The sequence below is a fragment of the Tsukamurella sp. NPDC003166 genome, from assembly GCF_040611135.1.
GTDB lineage: Bacteria > Actinomycetota > Actinomycetes > Mycobacteriales > Mycobacteriaceae > Tsukamurella.
Window position 1 is genome coordinate 45,408 of the sequence record NZ_JBEXNL010000015.1, and the last position, 15,965, is coordinate 61,372.

21 protein-coding genes are annotated in these 15,965 nt (G+C 70.2%); 16 read left to right on the forward strand and 5 right to left on the reverse strand.

Annotated elements, in window-relative coordinates; all coding sequences use genetic code 11:
• Positions 1-20: 20 nt before the first annotated feature.
• Positions 21-1,508, forward strand: coding sequence for an NAD(P)/FAD-dependent oxidoreductase (locus tag ABZX10_RS16635; protein WP_355542043.1), 1,488 nt, complete (start codon positions 21-23; stop codon positions 1,506-1,508).
• Here ABZX10_RS16635 and ABZX10_RS16640 read toward each other — a convergent pair.
• Entirely contained in the window at positions 1,493-2,116 is a 624-nt protein-coding gene (locus ABZX10_RS16640; protein ID WP_355542046.1) for an alpha/beta fold hydrolase, read from the reverse strand. The genes ABZX10_RS16635 and ABZX10_RS16640 overlap by 16 nt on opposite strands.
• Before the next feature lie 33 nt (positions 2,117-2,149).
• On the opposite strand from ABZX10_RS16640, the gene ABZX10_RS16645 reads away from it, so the two are divergent.
• Positions 2,150-3,247: a CaiB/BaiF CoA-transferase family protein gene (locus tag ABZX10_RS16645; protein ID WP_355542049.1), complete on the forward strand. Its 1,098-nt coding sequence runs from the start codon at positions 2,150-2,152 to the stop codon at positions 3,245-3,247.
• A gap of 51 nt (positions 3,248-3,298) precedes the next feature.
• Entirely contained in the window at positions 3,299-4,600 is a 1,302-nt protein-coding gene (locus tag ABZX10_RS16650; protein WP_355542052.1) for a serine/threonine-protein kinase, read from the forward strand.
• Between the two features lie 132 nt (positions 4,601-4,732).
• Here the strand turns inward: ABZX10_RS16650 and ABZX10_RS16655 are convergent, their stop codons facing one another.
• Complete coding sequence (locus ABZX10_RS16655; protein WP_355542055.1) at positions 4,733-5,464, reverse strand: hypothetical protein; 732 nt, start codon at positions 5,462-5,464, stop codon at positions 4,733-4,735.
• Between the two features lie 121 nt (positions 5,465-5,585).
• Complete coding sequence (locus tag ABZX10_RS16660; RefSeq protein ID WP_355542058.1) at positions 5,586-6,068, reverse strand: hotdog fold domain-containing protein; 483 nt, start codon at positions 6,066-6,068, stop codon at positions 5,586-5,588.
• Positions 6,069-6,162: 94 nt separating this feature from the next.
• Here ABZX10_RS16660 and ABZX10_RS16665 point away from each other — a divergent pair, with 94 nt between their 5' ends.
• Positions 6,163-6,753 (forward strand): hypothetical protein, encoded by a 591-nt coding sequence (locus tag ABZX10_RS16665; protein WP_355542061.1) that lies wholly within the window; start codon positions 6,163-6,165, stop codon positions 6,751-6,753.
• A 24-nt stretch (positions 6,754-6,777) separates the two neighbouring features.
• Here the strand turns inward: ABZX10_RS16665 and ABZX10_RS16670 are convergent, their stop codons facing one another.
• Positions 6,778-7,785: an alpha/beta fold hydrolase gene (locus ABZX10_RS16670; RefSeq protein WP_355542064.1), complete on the reverse strand. Its 1,008-nt coding sequence runs from the start codon at positions 7,783-7,785 to the stop codon at positions 6,778-6,780.
• Positions 7,786-8,168: 383 nt separating this feature from the next.
• On the opposite strand from ABZX10_RS16670, the gene rpsJ reads away from it, so the two are divergent.
• The 11 genes from rpsJ to rpsQ are packed head-to-tail and all read left to right on the forward strand — an operon-like array spanning position 8,169 to position 13,399.
• Entirely contained in the window at positions 8,169-8,474 is a 306-nt protein-coding gene (gene rpsJ / locus ABZX10_RS16675) for a 30S ribosomal protein S10 (RefSeq protein ID WP_003938093.1), read from the forward strand.
• A 20-nt stretch (positions 8,475-8,494) separates the two neighbouring features.
• Positions 8,495-9,160: a 50S ribosomal protein L3 gene (gene rplC / locus ABZX10_RS16680; RefSeq protein ID WP_355542069.1), complete on the forward strand. Its 666-nt coding sequence runs from the start codon at positions 8,495-8,497 to the stop codon at positions 9,158-9,160.
• Positions 9,157-9,810, forward strand: coding sequence for a 50S ribosomal protein L4 (gene rplD, locus ABZX10_RS16685; RefSeq protein WP_355542072.1), 654 nt, complete (start codon positions 9,157-9,159; stop codon positions 9,808-9,810). Before rplC ends, rplD begins: the two co-directional genes overlap by 4 nt.
• On the forward strand, positions 9,810-10,121 hold the full coding sequence (rplW, locus tag ABZX10_RS16690) for a 50S ribosomal protein L23 (RefSeq protein ID WP_068522672.1): 312 nt from the start codon (positions 9,810-9,812) through the stop codon (positions 10,119-10,121). Before rplD ends, rplW begins: the two co-directional genes overlap by 1 nt.
• Positions 10,122-10,958 carry a 50S ribosomal protein L2 gene (gene rplB, locus ABZX10_RS16695; protein WP_355542076.1) on the forward strand — a complete coding sequence of 279 codons (837 nt, stop codon included), beginning with the start codon at positions 10,122-10,124 and terminating at the stop codon, positions 10,956-10,958.
• A gap of 14 nt (positions 10,959-10,972) precedes the next feature.
• Complete coding sequence (gene rpsS / locus ABZX10_RS16700) at positions 10,973-11,254, forward strand: 30S ribosomal protein S19 (RefSeq protein ID WP_068573204.1); 282 nt, start codon at positions 10,973-10,975, stop codon at positions 11,252-11,254.
• Entirely contained in the window at positions 11,254-11,655 is a 402-nt protein-coding gene (rplV, locus tag ABZX10_RS16705; protein WP_355542080.1) for a 50S ribosomal protein L22, read from the forward strand. The genes rpsS and rplV overlap by 1 nt, the downstream gene beginning before the upstream one ends.
• A 2-nt stretch (positions 11,656-11,657) precedes the next feature.
• Entirely contained in the window at positions 11,658-12,467 is an 810-nt protein-coding gene (rpsC, locus tag ABZX10_RS16710) for a 30S ribosomal protein S3 (RefSeq protein ID WP_068573207.1), read from the forward strand.
• A gap of 4 nt (positions 12,468-12,471) precedes the next feature.
• Positions 12,472-12,888, forward strand: coding sequence for a 50S ribosomal protein L16 (gene rplP, locus ABZX10_RS16715; protein ID WP_068573209.1), 417 nt, complete (start codon positions 12,472-12,474; stop codon positions 12,886-12,888).
• Entirely contained in the window at positions 12,888-13,118 is a 231-nt protein-coding gene (gene rpmC, locus ABZX10_RS16720; protein ID WP_013128010.1) for a 50S ribosomal protein L29, read from the forward strand. The genes rplP and rpmC overlap by 1 nt, the downstream gene beginning before the upstream one ends.
• Entirely contained in the window at positions 13,115-13,399 is a 285-nt protein-coding gene (gene rpsQ / locus ABZX10_RS16725; RefSeq protein ID WP_355542086.1) for a 30S ribosomal protein S17, read from the forward strand. Before rpmC ends, rpsQ begins: the two co-directional genes overlap by 4 nt.
• A gap of 103 nt (positions 13,400-13,502) precedes the next feature.
• Here rpsQ and ABZX10_RS16730 read toward each other — a convergent pair whose 3' ends face one another.
• A complete protein-coding gene (locus tag ABZX10_RS16730; protein WP_355542089.1) occupies positions 13,503-14,117 on the reverse strand; it encodes a hypothetical protein in 615 nt (204 codons plus the stop codon).
• Positions 14,118-14,453: 336 nt separating this feature from the next.
• Here ABZX10_RS16730 and ABZX10_RS16735 point away from each other — a divergent pair, with 336 nt between their 5' ends.
• Positions 14,454-15,866 (forward strand): DEAD/DEAH box helicase, encoded by a 1,413-nt coding sequence (locus ABZX10_RS16735; RefSeq protein WP_355542280.1) that lies wholly within the window; start codon positions 14,454-14,456, stop codon positions 15,864-15,866.
• The last annotated feature ends 99 nt before the right edge of the window (positions 15,867-15,965 follow it).

Genomic DNA, 15,965 nt, shown 5'->3' on the forward strand with positions numbered 1-15,965 from the left:
CGTTCATCGAAGGGGCGGGCATGGCACACGACGTGATCATCGTCGGGGCGGGATTCGGCGGCATGGGGGCCGCGATCGAGCTGCGCGAACGCGGCATCGACGACCTGGTGATCCTCGAGCGCGAGGACGACCTGGGCGGGACGTGGCACGTCAACCACTACCCGGGGCTCGCGGTGGACATCGCCTCGGTGACCTACTCGTACTCCTTCGAGCCGAACCCGGGCTGGTCGAGGCTCTACGCGCCGGGATCCGAGCTCAAGGCGTACGCGAGCCGGGTGGCCGGCAAGTACGGCCTGCGCCCGCTCATGCGCTTCGGCGTCGACGTGCGGGGCGCCCGATGGGACGCCCGCGCCGACGAGTGGGAGGTCACCGTCGTGCGCGACGGCGGCCTCGAACAGAAGCTCCGCACCCGCTACCTGATCACCGCCACCGGCTTCCTCAGCCAGCCCAAGCTGCCCGACATCGAGGGCATCGAGGACTTCGCCGGCACCGTCGTCCACAGCGCGCAGTGGGACGACGACGTGCCGCTCGCCGGTCGGCGGATCGGCGTGATCGGGACCGGTGCGACCGGCGTGCAGCTGGTCCCGGAGCTGGCGAAGGTCGCGGGGCATCTCACGGTGTTCCAGCGCACGCCGATCTGGGTGGTGCCGAAGGTCGACTTCCCGGTGCCAGGCCCCGTCAAGGCACTGTTCCGGAGGCTGCCGGTCACGCAACGCGCTGCGCGCCTGGCGAACTCGACGGCGCTCGAGGTGCTCAACACCGTGGGCGTCCTCAACTACAAGTACGGCCACCGGTTCAACGACGTGGCGGCACTGCTGGCCAAGGCGCACATGTTCGCCCAGGTCCGCGACCCGAGGACGAGGGCGGCGCTCACCCCGTCGTACTCCTTCGGCTGCAAGCGGCCCACCTTCTCCAACACCTACTTCCCGGCCTTCTCCCGGCCGAACGTCACGCTCGAGGCCGCGTCGATCGCGCGAGTGCTGCCGCACGGCATCGAGATGGCCGACGGCACCGTGCACGAGCTGGACGTGCTCGTGCTCGCCACGGGGTTCTCGCTGTGGGAGAAGAACTTCCCGGCGATCGAGGTCACCGGCCGGGACGGCCGCGACCTGGGCGAGTTCTGGCGCGAGGGACGGTTCCAGGCCTACGAGGGCATGGCCGTGCCGAAGTTCCCCAACTTCTTCAGCCTGCACAGCCCGTACAGCTACACCGGGCTGTCGTACTTCTGGACCATCGAGGCGCAGATGGTGCACCTGCGGCGCGTCTTCGACGAGATCGACCGGCGTTCGGCGCGCACCGTCGAGGTCACGGAGCAGGCCAATGCGCGGTTCCTGGAGACCATGAGCCATCGGCTCGAAAGGTCCGTCTTCCAGCGGGGCTCGTGTGCGGGGAGCCGCAGCTACTACTTCGACCCGCACGGCGAGGCCACGCTCCTGCGTCCCAGCTCCGTGCTCGGCGCCCGCCGCGACGCCCGCACGTTCCCGATCGACGACTACGCGTTCAGCTGATCGAGCAGCGCGATGATCGCGTCCGCGGCCTTCGCCGGGGCGCCGGACTTCGCGGGTGCCAGGTCGTGCGCCGCGGCGACCTCCACGATCGTGATCGGGCCGGTGATGAGTCCCGCGGCCTCGGCCAGCTCCTCCGGCGCGGCGAAGGGGTCGCGCTTGCCGTGGACGAGCACCGTCGGGATCGTGATGTCCGGCAGGTGAGCCGTGCGGGCCTTCTCCGGCCGCCCGGGCGGGTGCAGGGGATAGGACAGGAGGACCAGTCCGTCGGGACCCTGCTCGTCCGGGCCGGGGCCCTCCGCGACGGCCATCGACGCCATCCGACCACCGTAGCTGTGCCCGCCCCACAGGACCGGCCCGTCGATCTCCAGGAGCCGGGCCGTCTCGGCGAAGGATGCCCGGTCGGCCGCCTGGCCCGACGGTGACGGCGGGCCCTTCGGCCGCTGCCGCCGGAACGGCAGGTCGATGCGGACGGTGCGCACGCCGCGCTGCGCGAGCTCGTCGCCGAGCAGCCGCAGCATCGCCTGGTCGCGGTTGCCGCCGGCGCCGTGGGCGAGAACGAGGGTCGCGCGAACGGCATCGTCGGGATCGTGAATCGAGAGCCAGGTCACCCGTCCAGCCTACGGGCAAGTTAACGTGCATTCATGACTGATTCGAAGCAGGGTCCCCTCGCGGGACTGAAGGTGGTCGAGTTCGCCGGTCTCGGCCCCGCCCCGCACGCCGCGATGCTCCTCGCCGACCAGGGCGCCGACGTCGTCTCCGTGCAGCGCCCCGGCGTCGGCGTGGCCGGTCTCACCGGCGTCCCGTCGGGCGTCAAGCGGAACCGGACCATCGTCGAGGCAGACCTGAAGAACCCGGACGACATCGAGACGATCCTCGAGCTCATCGACCGCGCCGATGTCGTCGTCGAGGGCTTCCGCCCCGGCGTCATGGAGCGCCTCGGCCTCGGCCCCGACGTGGTGCTCGAGCGCAACCCCCGCATCGTCTTCGCCCGGATGACCGGGTGGGGCCAGGACGGCCCGTTCGCGCAGCGCGCCGGCCACGACATGAACTACCTCTCCCTCACCGGCCTACTGCACGCGATCGGCCGCCAGGGCGAGCGCCCGGTGCCGCCGCTCAACCTCGTGGGCGACTTCGCCGGTGGCTCGATGTTCCTCGTCTTCGGCGTGCTCGCCGCGCTCTACGAGCGCAACACATCGGGCAAGGGGCAGGTCATCGACGTCGCCATGGTCGACGGTGCCTCCCTCATCGGCCAGATGCAGTGGGACTTCCGGGGCCAGGGCATCTGGAGCGACGAGCGCGGTGTCAACACGCTCGACGGTGGCGCGCCCTTCTACGACACCTACGAGACCTCCGACGGCAAGTACGTCTCCGTCGGCGCGATCGAGCCGCAGTTCTTCGCGGAGCTGCTGGCCAAGCTCGACCTCCAGCAGGACGACCTGCCCTTCCAGCTCGATCAGGCCCGCTGGCCCGAGCTGCGCGCCGCGATCGGTGCCGCGCTGAAGACCCGCACCCGCGACGAGTGGGCCGAGGTCTTCTTCGACTCCGACGCCTGCGTCGCGCCGATCCTCACCTTCGAGGAGGCGCCGAAGCACCCGCACATGGCGGCGCGCGGCAACCTGCGGGAGGTCGGGGGAGCGATGGCGCCGATGCCCGCGCCGCGGTTCTCCCGCACCCCGGCGGGCACGCCGGCCGCACCGTCGGCCGAGACCACCGATCCGGCGACGCTCTGGCGCGACTGATCGTCGGGCGGTATGCCGGAAACCGTCGGTGGCGGCCGCTAGGATCCGTGCATGTCGATGCAGGCCGGTGAGGAATTCGCCGGATTCCGGGTGGTCCGTCGGTTGGGCGCGGGTGGGATGGGCGAGGTGTACCTCGTCGCGCATCCGCGGTTGCCGCGGCAGGAGGCACTGAAGATCCTGCCGCAGGACCTGTCGAACGACCAGTCCTACCGGGTGCGGTTCAACCGCGAGGCCGACCTCGCCGCCACGCTCTTCCATCCGAACATCGTCGGCGTCCACGACCGCGGCGAGTGCGACGGCAAGCTCTGGCTGTCGATGGACTACGTCGCGGGCACGGACCTGGATCAGCTGATCCGCGATCGGTACCCCCGTGGCCTGCCCGTGGCGGATGTCGTGTCGGTGATCACCCAGGTCGCGTCGGCGCTGGACCACGCCCACGGCAAGGGCCTCATCCACCGCGACGTGAAGCCGGCGAACGTCCTGCTCGCCGAGTCCGGCGGCGACGCCGGTGGCCGGGTCCTGCTGGCGGACTTCGGGATCGCGCGGCGCATCGACGACGATGCCGGGCTCACCGCGACCAACATGGCCGTCGGCACCGTGACCTACGCCGCGCCGGAGCAGCTCGCCGACGAGAACGTCGACGGCCGCACGGACCAGTACGCGCTCGCCGCGACGGCGCTGACCCTGCTGACCGGCAGGAGCCCGTTCGCCGGCACCACTCCCGGCGCGGTGATCAGCCGCAAGATGCGCGGCGAGGTGCCCCGCGCCGCGCAGGCCGATCCGCGCCTGGCGCCGCTCGACCGGGCCCTGTCCGCCGCGATGTCCGCCGATCCGGCCCGGCGGTTCCGCACCTGCGCCGACTTCGCCCGCGCGCTCGAGACCGCGGCCCGGGCGGTCGGCTCGGGGCCCGTCGCCCGTCCGACTGTGGCCGCTCCCGCGCCGGCGCGGCAGTACACCCCGCCGCCCGCGATCCCGCAGACGCCGCCCCCGTATCCGACCGGCGCCGGGCAGGTGCGGCCGCCGGGTACGCAGCAGCCGGCGAAGCTGCCGTGGCAGGCGATCGTGTCCGCGGTCGTCCTGATCCTGTGCAGTCTGTTCGGGCTCCTGCTGGGGATCTCCGGATTCGCCGACAAGGACATCGGGGTGCCGCTGGGGCTGCTGTGGATGGTCAGCTCGGTCGCGGGCCTGGTGGGCGCGGTCCTCCTGTTCGCCAAGCGGACCCGCACCGCGCTGATCGTCGCGACCGCGACGGCCGTCCTCCTGGGCGCGACGTGCACCGGCCTGATCGCGACCGTCGCTGTGCCGCTCCTGCTGTGGGGATCGAAGTCGGCTCGGGCCTGGTTCGCCGGATAAGGCACGAGGCGTTCACGCGACACTCGGATCCTGTCCGATCCGGACAGCGTGTCCGAACCGGACGGAATCCGAGTGCGGGATGATCGGGCAGGTGCTCGGCCCTGCCGGGCCGCTCGGCCCGGCAGCCCGCTGCTACCCGACGACGAGCGAGGTGCCGCTCGCGCGGAGGGCGGAGCCCAGGTCGTAGAAGAGGGAACCGTTGCGGCGCAGCGGACCGTCGAAGGTGGCGGCGCGACTGGCGATGCCGAGGGCGGCGTTGTCGGAGGTACGGATCAGCGGCCCGCCGCTGTCGCCGACCTGCACGGGGATCGTCGTGGCGATGTATCCGCCGTCGACGCTCACCACGGAACCGCAGCGCCATCCGGACGAGACGCCCTGGCTACAGACCTGGTCGCCGGCCCGCGCGGTGCCGACGGTACTCGGACGGATGCGGCCGCCGGGCGCGGCCTTCGCCAGCTTCGGGTCGAGGGCGAACACGCCCCAGTCGGGCGCGTCCGGCACGACGAACAGATCGGTCTTGGTCAGGCTGGGTGCTGATGAGCCGGTGTTCACGCCGACGATGCGGCCGTCGACCACGACCTGCTGGCCCTGGTCGCCGCAGTGGCCGGCGTAGAGGCCCACCCGCGAACCGTCGGGACGTTGCCCGATGAACCCGACGGTGCAACCGCGACCGTCGGCCACGTTCCCGACGAGCTTCGAGACCGTGAGCACGGAACTGCCGGGGACGATGGTCGTCACGGGTTCGGCCTGGGCCGAGCCGGGCACGAGCGCGACGACGGTGCCCAGGACGGCCATCGTGGCGGCCGCCCTACGGGCGACGGACGCGGCCGCGGAGCGGGGCGTGGTCACGGTGGTACGGCGCATGATTCTCCTCGGGCCGGGCGCAGGACTGTGCGACGGTAGCGTGCCACACACCACACCGCCTGTAAACCGAGTGAACCCTGTTAACGCACGTTGCCAGTGGTGTGTGAGTTGCAGAAATCGGTCACTTCGAGGGCTTGGGTGTGACCCAGGTCGTGATCCGGGCGTGCACCACCTCGGTGCCCTTCTTGTCGCGGACGGCGATGTCGACGGGGACCTCGCGACCGGTGGTGATCGCCTCCCAGTCGACCTCCTCGGTCAGCGTCGCGGTCGCGACGAGCGAGGACTCGGCCTTGGCGAGGTAGTCCACCGTCATCGACTTCGGCAGCCAGCGGTGGGTGCCCGGCGTGGAGGCCTCCATGACCATGCCCATGCCGACCTCGGCCAGGTTGCACGCCGCGATGGCGTGGAAGGTACCGATGTGGTTCTGCACGAACCACCACTTGGGGCCGTGGACGACCGCGCGGCCGTACTCGATCTCCGAGATGTACGGGGTGACCGATGCGAAGTACGGGGCCTTGAGCGAGGCGGCGGCAGAGAAGGCCAGCTTGCCGAGCGGCTTGTCGCTCAGTGTGCGCCACATCTTCAACGTGCTGGTGTTCGTCATGTCGCTATCTTACCGCGGGGTAAGTTCGTGTGCGCGACGCGACCGGGTTGCCGGGGGTAGCGTGATCGCACACGTCAGCGAAGGGGAGAGATCAGTGACCACGAACGACCCGTACGGCCGGAATCCGCAGGATCCGCAGGGGCAGCAGCAGAACGGCGGCCTCCCTCAGTACCCGCAGCAGCCCTACGGCCAGCCGGACTACTCGCAGCAGCCCTACGGCCAGCCGGACTACTCGCAGCAGCCCTACGGTCAGCCCGGCTACGCCCAGCAGCCCTACGGTCAGCCCGGCTACCCGCAGCCCGGGTTCGGTCAGCCCGGGTTCGGCGGCCCCGTGCCGACGACGCGACCCGGCACCGTGCTCGCCGCGGCGATCGTGCTCCTGGTGCTCGGAGCGGGCGTCCTCGTGCTGCAGTTGGTCAGTCTGGGGCTCGGCGCGTCGGCAGGCATCGACGACGGTGCGGTCATGGCGGGATACGCCGTCGGCCGGGTCCTCGGATTCGTGCTCGGTGTCGCGGGCATCGCGGCCGGTGTTCTGCTGCTGCTCAAGCGCACGAAGGCTGTGCAGATCGTCGCCACTGTCGTCGCGGCGTTGATGATCCTGACCTGCTGGGGCATCGTCGCCACCATCGCGGTCCCGATCCTGCTGTGGGCGTCGGAGTCCTCGCGCCGCTGGTTCACCGCCTGACCGAACCTCACCGAGGCTCGCGGATCAGCGCGGCGGATTCGCGGCGAGGGCGTCGAAGCCCTCGTTCGCGAGCCGCACGATCGTCGCCTGGATGCGCGGCCAGTACGGCGATCGGGTGTTGACGGGGGAGCCGTGATTGGCACCGTCGAGCTGGACCAGCAGCGACGGTGCGCCGAGCGCCTGCGCCGCGGCGACGAAGGCCACGGACTCCTCGTCCGGTACGACGGTGTCCTTGGTCCCGTGGATCGCGACGGAGGGCATCGTCGGGTCGATGCGCTGGATCGGGTTGGCCAGGGCGTACCGCTCGGGCACCCGGTCGGGCATCCCGCCGAGCGCGGTGCGCACATGGTCGTTGAGGCGCGAGCTGGTGCGCATGTCGAGCACGCCGGCCATGGCCACGAACGCGCGCGGGGTCACCGTCGGGCCGGCGCCCGCGGGCCAGGTCACTCCGGGTGACCCCGGCGGCAGGATGCGCCGCGAGGCCGCCCACGCCGCGAGCTGACCGCCGGCGCTATGGCCCACGAGGATCACGTTCGTCGGATCCAGCGCGGGCGCGGACTCCGCGAGGGCGGGCACGTGGTCGACGGCGTAGCCCACGTCGGTGAAGGTGGTGGGCCAACCGCCCCCGGATCCCACGCGCCGGTACTCGATGTTCCAGACCGCGAGGCCGGTGGCCTGCAGCGCCCGCGCGACCTCGGCCATGTAGCCGGCGCTGGAGCGGTTCTTCCACCCACCCCCGTGGATCAGCACCACCACGGGGACCGTGTGCGGAGCGTGCGCGCCCCGGGGGAGGTAGAGATTGCCGTAATTCTGCCGGGGGTCGGCGTTCGGCGCGGGGTAGGTGTAGCGGACGGCGTCGTCGCGCACCGTGGCGGCGGGGCGCGCGACGATCCGGGGCTTCGACGCGGTCGCCGAGCCCGACGGTCCGCCGCGCCCGGCCCCCGGCTCGACCGTGCAGCCGACGAGCCCGGCGCCCAGGGCCCCCACCAGGATCAGCGCGCCCAGCTTCGGCGCGACGCGCTGCTCGGTCATGGCACACATTCTTCCAGAGCGCGCTGGCCGCGGAGTGTGACGCGAATCGCATCGACCGGATCCATCGGTTCGATTTGAAGAAGCGGCCCGAGCAGTGCATACTGGTCGGGTTGCCTTGTCGGGCGGCGCGGTCTCGTATGACGTCTTCGTGATGCGGGCCGGTCGGCCACTCGATGACGGTATCGACCCGGCGCCCCTCGCGGGAGCCACCGGAACACACGGCGGAGCATGAGCGCCAGCGCGACACGCCCGACCGCGTGGACCGGAGCAATTTGACACATGAACAGCGTCGATCGACTTCAGGCGGGATACGTTCCCGCAGGTGATTCAGCTGTCCGTGTGTCTAGCAATACGTTTGAACACTTGACGGAAGAGGACACAGCGTGGCGGGACAGAAGATCCGCATCAGGCTCAAGGCCTATGACCATGAGGCGATCGACGCGTCTGCTCGGAAGATCGTCGAGACCGTGACCCGCACCGGCGCCCGCGTGGTCGGTCCCGTGCCGCTGCCGACGGAGAAGAACGTGTACTGCGTCATCCGTTCGCCGCACAAGTACAAGGACTCGCGCGAGCACTTCGAGATGCGTACGCACAAGCGGCTGATCGACATCCTGGACCCGACGCCGAAGACGGTCGACGCGCTCATGCGCATCGACCTGCCGGCCAGCGTCGACGTGAACATCCAGTAAGCGGCTGCGGAGAAATCGATATGACTGAGAACAAGATCAAGGGAATCCTGGGCACCAAGCTCGGCATGACCCAGGTCTTCGACGAGAACAACCGGGTCGTCCCGGTCACCGTCGTCAAGGCCGGGCCGAACGTGGTCACCCAGATCCGTACCCAGGCCGCTGACGGCTACGACGCCGTGCAGCTCGCCTTCGGCGCGATCGACCCCCGCAAGGTGAACAAGCCCGTCTCGGGCCAGTTCGCCAAGGCCGGTGTCACCCCGCGTCGCCACATCGCCGAGCTGCGGCTCGCCGACGCCGGCGCCGCCGCTGACTACGAGGTGGGCCAGGAGCTGGGCGCCGACGTGTTCGAGGCGGGCAACTTCGTCGACGTCACCGGCATCAGCAAGGGCAAGGGCTACGCCGGCGTCATGAAGCGCCACGGCTTCGCCGGTCTCGGCGCCAGCCACGGCGCGCAGGCCGTGCACCGTGCCCCCGGTTCGATCGGTGGCTGCGCCACCCCGGGCCGCGTCTTCAAGGGCGTCCGGATGGCCGGCCGCATGGGCTCCGACAAGGTGACCACGCAGAACCTGTCCGTGTTCAAGGTGGACGCCGACGCCGGCGTCATCCTGATCAAGGGCGCCATCCCCGGCCGCAAGGGCGGCCTCGTGATGGTCCGTAGCGCCGTGAAGGGTGGTGCTCGCGCATGAGCAAGCTGACTCTCGATGTCAAGACCGCCGACGGCAAGGTCGACGGCACCGTCGACCTCCCCGCCGAGATCTTCGACGTGGAGCCCAACATCGCCCTGATGCATCAGGTCGTCGTGGCCCAGCTCGCCGCTGCGCGTGCCGGCACCCACGCCACCAAGACCCGCGGCGAGGTCCGCGGCGGTGGCCGTAAGCCGTACCGCCAGAAGGGCACCGGCCGCGCCCGTCAGGGCTCGACCCGCGCGCCGCAGTTCAACGGCGGTGGCACCGTCCACGGCCCGCAGCCGCGCGACTACAGCCAGCGCACCCCGAAGAAGATGAAGGCCGCCGCCCTGCGCGGTGCCCTCACCGACCGGGTTCGCGAGGACCGTATCCACGTCGTCACCGAGCTGGTGGCCGGCCAGGAGGCGTCGACCAAGACCGCCCGCCTGTTCCTGGCCGCCCTGTCGGAGCGCAAGAAGTTCCTCGTGGTCGTGGGCCGCGAGGACCTCACCGCGCAGCGCAGCGTCCAGAACCTGCCGAACGCGAAGTGGATCTTCGCCGACCAGCTCAACACCTACGACGTCCTCGACGCCGATGACCTGGTGTTCAGCCGCGAGGCTCTGGGTTCGTTCATCGCGAGCGCCACGAAGACCGAGGAGGCGAACGCCTGATGGCAACCGCAACCATCCCCGCCGACCCGCGGGACATCCTGCTCGCGCCGGTGATCTCCGAGAAGGCCTACGGCCTGATCGAGGAGAACACGTACACCTTCGTGGTGCACCCGGACGCGAACAAGACGCAGATCAAGATCGCCGTGGAGAAGGTCTTCGGCGTCAAGGTCGACAGCGTCAACACCTTGAACCGCCAGGGCAAGCGCAAGCGCACCCGTGCCGGTTACGGTCAGCGCAAGAGCACCAAGCGCGCCATCGTGACCCTGAGTGCCGATAGCAAGCCCATCGACATCTTCGGAGGCGCGAGCTAAATGGCTATCCGCAAGTACAAGCCGACCACTCCCGGTCGTCGCGGCTCGTCGGGCTCGACCTTCGACGAGATCACGCGGTCGACCCCGGAGAAGTCGCTGATCCGTCCGCTGCACGGCCACGGCGGCCGCAACGCGCACGGCCGCATCACCACCCGGCACAAGGGTGGCGGCCACAAGCGTGCCTACCGTCTGATCGATTTCCGTCGTCACGACAAGGACGGCATCAACGCCAAGGTCGCGCACATCGAGTACGACCCGAACCGCACCTCGCGGATCGCACTGCTGCACTACTTGGACGGCGAGAAGCGCTACATCCTCGCCCCCAAGGACCTCAAGCAGGGCGACATCGTCGAGTCGGGCCCCAACGCCGACATCAAGCCGGGCAACGCCCTGCCGCTGCGCAACATCCCCGCCGGCACCGTGGTCCACGCCGTCGAGCTGCGCCCCGGTGGCGGTGCCAAGATGGCCCGCTCGGCGGGTGCCAGCATCCAGCTGCTGGGCAAGGAGGGCGCGTACGCGACCCTGCGCATGCCCTCCGGCGAGATCCGTCGCGTCGACGTGCGCTGCCGCGCCACCGTCGGCGAGGTGGGCAACGCCGAGCAGAGCAACATCAACTGGGGCAAGGCCGGCCGTATGCGGTGGAAGGGCAAGCGCCCGACCGTCCGTGGCGTCGTCATGAACCCGGTCGACCACCCGCACGGCGGTGGTGAGGGTAAGACCTCCGGTGGCCGCCACCCGGTGAGCCCGTGGGGCAAGCCCGAGGGCCGTACCCGCAAGAACAAGGCGAGCGACAAGCTGATCGTGCGTCGCCGCAAGTCCGGTAAGAACAAGCGCTAGGAGGGAGTTAGAGAATGCCACGCAGCCTCAAGAAGGGCCCGTTCGTCGACGACCACCTCCTCGCGAAGGTCGACGTCCAGAACGACAAGGGCACCAAGCAGGTCATCAAGACCTGGTCGCGCCGCTCCACCATCATCCCCGACTTCATCGGTCACACCTTCGCCGTCCATGACGGTCGCAAGCACGTGCCGGTGTTCGTCTCGGAGAACATGGTGGGTCACAAGCTGGGCGAGTTCGCCCCGACGCGGACGTTCAAGGGCCACATCAAGGACGACCGGAAGGCGAAGCGCCGCTAATGAGCAACGACACAGCAGCAGCGACCTCGGCGTCCGCCACCGCGCGGTTCGTCCGGGTCACCCCGATGAAGGCGCGGCGGGTCATCGACCTGGTCCGCGGCAAGGACGCCGAGCAGGCGCTCGCCATCCTGCGGTTCGCGCCGCAGGCCGCGAGTGAGCCCGTCGCGAAGGTCCTCGCCTCGGCCATCGCCAATGCGCAGAACAACCTGGGTCTCGACCCGCGCACTCTGGTGGTCTCGGAGGCGTACGCCAACGAGGGCCCGACGATGAAGCGCATCCAGCCGCGGGCCCAGGGCCGCGCGTACCGGATCCGCAAGCGCACCAGCCACATCACCGTCGTGGTGGAGTCGCTGGACGCGAAGAAGCCCGCCGCCAGCCGCAACAGCCGGAAGGGAGCGTAAGCATGGGTCAGAAGATCAATCCCCACGGCTTCCGCCTCGGCATCACCACGGACTGGAAGTCCCGCTGGTACGCCGATAAGCAGTACTCGGAGTACGTCAAGGAAGACGTCCAGATCCGTAAGCGCCTGACCGACAGCCTCGAGCGTGCCGGCATCAGCAAGATCGAGATCGAGCGCACCCGGGACCGCGTGCGGGTGGACATCCACACCGCGCGTCCGGGCATCGTCATCGGCCGCCGCGGCGCCGAGGCCGACCGCATCCGCTCCGAGCTGGAGAAGCTCACCAAGAAGCAGGTGCAGCTGAACATCCTCGAGGTGAAGAACCCCGAGGCCGACGCCCAGCTCGTCGCGCAGGGCATCGCGGAGCAGCTGAGCAACCGCGTGGCGTTCCGTCGCGCGATGCGCAAGGCGATCCAGTCGGCGATGCGTCAGCCGAACGTCAAGGGCATCCGGGTCCAGTGCTCGGGTCGCCTGGGCGGCGCGGAGATGAGCCGCAGCGAGTTCTACCGCGAGGGCCGCGTGCCCCTGCACACGCTGCGTGCCGACATCGACTACGGCCTGCACGAGGCGAAGACCACCTTCGGGCGGATCGGCGTCAAGGTGTGGATCTACAAGGGCGACGTCGTGGGCGGCCGGCGCGAGCTGGCGGCACCGTCGAACGACGACCGTCGCGGCCCGCGTCGTGAGCGCCCCCAGCGCCCGCGTCGCAGCGGCGCGTCGGGCACGACCGCCACCAGCACCGAGGCCGGTCGCGCCGCAACGGAGGACACTCCGGTGGCGGCGGCTCCGGCTGCAACGAACCAGGAGGGCTGACGCCATGTTGATCCCCCGTCGCGTCAAGCACCGCAAGCAGCACCACCCGGGTCGCTCCGGCCAGTCCAAGGGCGGCAACAAGGTGACCTTCGGTGACTACGGCATCCAGGCTCTCGAGCCCGCCTACATCACCAACCGTCAGATCGAGTCCGCTCGTATCGCCATCAACCGCCACATCAAGCGTGGCGGCAAGGTCTGGATCAACATCTTCCCGGACCGCCCGCTGACCAAGAAGCCGGCCGAGACCCGCATGGGTTCCGGTAAGGGCTCCGTCGAGTGGTGGGTGGCGAACGTCAAGCCCGGTCGCGTGCTGTTCGAGATGTCCTACCCGAACGAGGAGACCGCTCGCGAGGCCCTGCGCCGCGCGCAGCACAAGCTCCCCTGCAAGACCCGCATCGTGACCCGAGAGGAGCAGTTCTGATGTCGAACACCGTCGCCGCTGATCTCCGCGGTCTCACCGCGGACGAGCTGGTGGAGAAGCTGCGCGAGGCCAAGGAGGAGCTGTTCAACCTGCGCTTCCAGATGGCCACCGGGCAGATGAGCAACAACCGTCGCCTGCGCACCGTGCGTACTGATATCGCCCGGATCTACACGATCCTGCGCGAGCGGGAGCTCGGCCTGGCCTCGGGCCCGGAGGGTGACGCCGCATGAGCGAGAAGGAAAGCACCGTGACCACTGAGGAGCGCAACAGCCGCAAGGTGCGCATCGGGTACGTCGTGTCCGACAAGATGGAGAAGACCATCGTCGTCGAGCTCGAGGACCGCGTGAAGCACTCCCTGTACGGCAAGATCATCCGCACCACCTCCAAGGTGAAGGCGCATGACGAGGAGGGCGTCGCCGGTGTCGGCGACCGCGTCCGGATCATGGAGACCCGTCCGCTGAGCGCCAGCAAGCACTGGCGCCTGGTGGAGGTGCTGGAGAAGGCCAAGTAGGCCGCTCCGCACCACCGAACGAACAGCCCCCGGCACCTCCGCGAGGAGGGGCCGGGGGCTTCGTCGTGCTCGGAGTCAGAACGTGCGGCAGAGGGTGATGACGTCAGGACGACGGGCACACCCGCTTGACGGCCGTCGCGGCAGTGCCCAGCGCCTCGAACGCCGGGTTGCTCTTCGCCCAGGTGGCATCGCCCGAAGCGCGGGCCGCCTGGTCGACGCGCAGCGCGGCGCCGTAGGCGTCCAGCTTGGACTTGTAGTCGGTGATCGCGGTGAGGATCGACGCCGCGGGTTGGGCCGTGGTGATGACGCCGGGCAGCTTGCCCGACTCCGTGTCGATCGCCGCGAGCTCGGCGTTGAGCAGGGTGGTGATGCCGTCCCAGGTCCACTTCGGATCCTTGGTGAAGGCGACCGTGGCGCGGCTGGCGACGATCCGGATGTCGTAGCCGGCCTGCCACGAGGCGCACGCCGACTTGCCGGCCGCGGCAGCGGCGGCGGCGCGCGAGGCGGCGATCGTGCTCTGGTAGGCGGCCACGTCCTGCGGGTCGGCGGAGCCCGTGCCGGGTACGGATGCGCAGCCGGCCAGGGCGACCACAGCAGCACCCGCGGCGAGCGCCGCTGCGGCGCGTCCACGGAAGAGACGGGTCGTACGTGCGGTCATGTTCTTGCCTCCCCCGGCGTGCGTCGACGTGCACGCCTCCATCACTGCATTGTCGCGCATGAAGCGCCTCCGCGTTGCATCAGGGGTACCGCCGCGAGGACTGTGAGCGTCGGCACGTCCCCCTCAAGTATGCACGCTCGTGCGAACAGATTTGCTACGCTGGGGAACATGCGGGACGTTCATCGTGCCGCGCCGTCGTAGGGCTCCCGGGCCCCTGTCTCGCCGAACGCGGCTCGAGACCACCTCCCGGTTCTTTTCTTGCGGCGAACGGATGCGGCCACCGTCGCCTTCGCCACCCACCAGTGTTAGGTATCACCTGCCGTGAGCACCCCTGTGTCCACTCGTTCCTTCGCCGACCTCGGCGTCCCGTCGAACCTCATCGCCGCCCTCCACGACATGGACCGCAGCACCCCGTTCCCCATCCAGGCCGACACGCTGCCCGACACCCTCGCCGGCCGTGACGTCCTCGGTCGCGGCAAGACCGGCTCGGGCAAGACCCTTGCCTTCGCGATCCCGCTGGTCGCGCGCATCGCCGGCCATCGCGCCCCCGCCGGCAAGCCCTCCGGCCTCGTGCTCGCGCCGACGCGTGAGCTCGCCACCCAGATCACCGCGACCGTCGAGCCGCTGGCCCGCGCGGCCGGCCTGCGGGTGACCACGATCTTCGGCGGCGTCAAGCAGGGTCGCCAGGAGCAGGCGCTGAGCAACGGCGTCGACATCGTGGTGGCCTGCCCCGGTCGCCTCGAGGACCTGATGCGCCAGCGCATCGTCGATCTGTCGCGCGTCGAGGTCACCGTGCTCGACGAGGCGGATCACATGGCCGACCTCGGCTTCCTCCCCGTCGTCACCCGGATCCTCGCCGCCACCCCGGCGGGCGGCCAGCGCATGCTGTTCTCCGCCACGCTCGACAACGGCGTCGACAAGCTGGTCCGCAAGTTCCTCACCGACCCGGTCTCGCACTCCGTCGACCCCGAGAACTCGCCGGTCGTCGACATGACCCACCACGTCTTCGAGGTGAGCGGCAAGGACGAGAAGAGCGAGCTGGTCCGCGTCCTCGCCTCCGGCACCGGCCGGCGGATCCTGTTCACCCGCACCAAGCACCAGGCGAAGAAGCTGGCCAAGCAGCTCACGGCGCAGGGCATCCCCGCGGTGGACCTGCACGGCAACCTGAGCCAGCCGCAGCGCGACCGCAACCTCGAGGCGTTCAGTGCGGGCACCGCGCGGGTGCTCGTCGCGACCGACATCGCCGCCCGCGGCGTGCACGTCGACGACGTGCAGCTGGTCGTGCACGTCGACCCGCCCGCCGAGCACAAGGCCTACCTGCACCGCAGCGGCCGCACCGCCCGCGCCGGCAGCTCGGGCACCGTCGTCACCGTGATGACCCCCGAGCAGCGCAAGGACACCCAGGTGTTGCTGAAGAAGGCCGCGATCTCCGCGCGTCCGACGTCGGTCACCGCGACCTCACCGGTCGTCGTCGATCTGGTCGGGGAGACGGCGCCCTATGTCGAGCCGGCGCCGGTCGCGCCGCCGCAGCAGCAGCGTCGGGCCGGTGGCGGGCACGCCCCGGGGCGTGGTCGCGCCGGGCGCGGCAAGGGCACGGGTGCCCGGTCCGACGGTGCCGGGCGCGGGCAGGGTCAGGCCTCGGGTCGCGGCCACAGCGCCGGTCAGGGCACCGGGCGCGGCCAGGGCGGTCAGCGCTCCGGGCAGCAGCGCCAGGCACCGTCCGGCGGACGGGCGCAGGGCCAGGGACGCCCGCAGGGGCAGGGACGCGCCCAGCAGCCCCGCCGCCGCGCCACCCGCCCCGCGGGCTGATCACCACCACCGCAGCAGGCATTCCGGGTGTGAGGACCGGACATGGACAGGCGTTCGGGGTGTGACGGTGGCGGTGGCCGTGCATGTCGGGTGTGAGAG

Excerpts from the sequence above, each read along its gene's own strand:
- ABZX10_RS16635 (WP_355542043.1), top strand. The coding sequence starts at position 21 with ATGGCACACGACGTGATCATCGTCGGGGCGGGATTCGGCGGCATGGGG.
- ABZX10_RS16645 (WP_355542049.1), top strand. The coding sequence starts at position 2,150 with ATGACTGATTCGAAGCAGGGTCCCCTCGCGGGACTGAAGGTGGTCGAG.
- ABZX10_RS16650 (WP_355542052.1), top strand. The coding sequence starts at position 3,299 with ATGTCGATGCAGGCCGGTGAGGAATTCGCCGGATTCCGGGTGGTCCGT.
- ABZX10_RS16655 (WP_355542055.1), bottom strand. The coding sequence starts at position 5,464 with ATGCGCCGTACCACCGTGACCACGCCCCGCTCCGCGGCCGCGTCCGTC.
- ABZX10_RS16660 (WP_355542058.1), bottom strand. The coding sequence starts at position 6,068 with ATGACGAACACCAGCACGTTGAAGATGTGGCGCACACTGAGCGACAAG.
- ABZX10_RS16670 (WP_355542064.1), bottom strand. The coding sequence starts at position 7,785 with ATGACCGAGCAGCGCGTCGCGCCGAAGCTGGGCGCGCTGATCCTGGTG.
- rplC (WP_355542069.1), top strand. The coding sequence starts at position 8,495 with ATGACTGAGAACAAGATCAAGGGAATCCTGGGCACCAAGCTCGGCATG.
- rplD (WP_355542072.1), top strand. The coding sequence starts at position 9,157 with ATGAGCAAGCTGACTCTCGATGTCAAGACCGCCGACGGCAAGGTCGAC.
- rplW (WP_068522672.1), top strand. The coding sequence starts at position 9,810 with ATGGCAACCGCAACCATCCCCGCCGACCCGCGGGACATCCTGCTCGCG.
- rplB (WP_355542076.1), top strand. The coding sequence starts at position 10,122 with ATGGCTATCCGCAAGTACAAGCCGACCACTCCCGGTCGTCGCGGCTCG.
- rpsS (WP_068573204.1), top strand. The coding sequence starts at position 10,973 with ATGCCACGCAGCCTCAAGAAGGGCCCGTTCGTCGACGACCACCTCCTC.
- rplV (WP_355542080.1), top strand. The coding sequence starts at position 11,254 with ATGAGCAACGACACAGCAGCAGCGACCTCGGCGTCCGCCACCGCGCGG.
- rpsC (WP_068573207.1), top strand. The coding sequence starts at position 11,658 with ATGGGTCAGAAGATCAATCCCCACGGCTTCCGCCTCGGCATCACCACG.
- rplP (WP_068573209.1), top strand. The coding sequence starts at position 12,472 with ATGTTGATCCCCCGTCGCGTCAAGCACCGCAAGCAGCACCACCCGGGT.
- rpmC (WP_013128010.1), top strand. The coding sequence starts at position 12,888 with ATGTCGAACACCGTCGCCGCTGATCTCCGCGGTCTCACCGCGGACGAG.
- rpsQ (WP_355542086.1), top strand. The coding sequence starts at position 13,115 with ATGAGCGAGAAGGAAAGCACCGTGACCACTGAGGAGCGCAACAGCCGC.
- ABZX10_RS16730 (WP_355542089.1), bottom strand. The coding sequence starts at position 14,117 with ATGCGCGACAATGCAGTGATGGAGGCGTGCACGTCGACGCACGCCGGG.
- ABZX10_RS16735 (WP_355542280.1), top strand. The coding sequence starts at position 14,454 with ATGGACCGCAGCACCCCGTTCCCCATCCAGGCCGACACGCTGCCCGAC.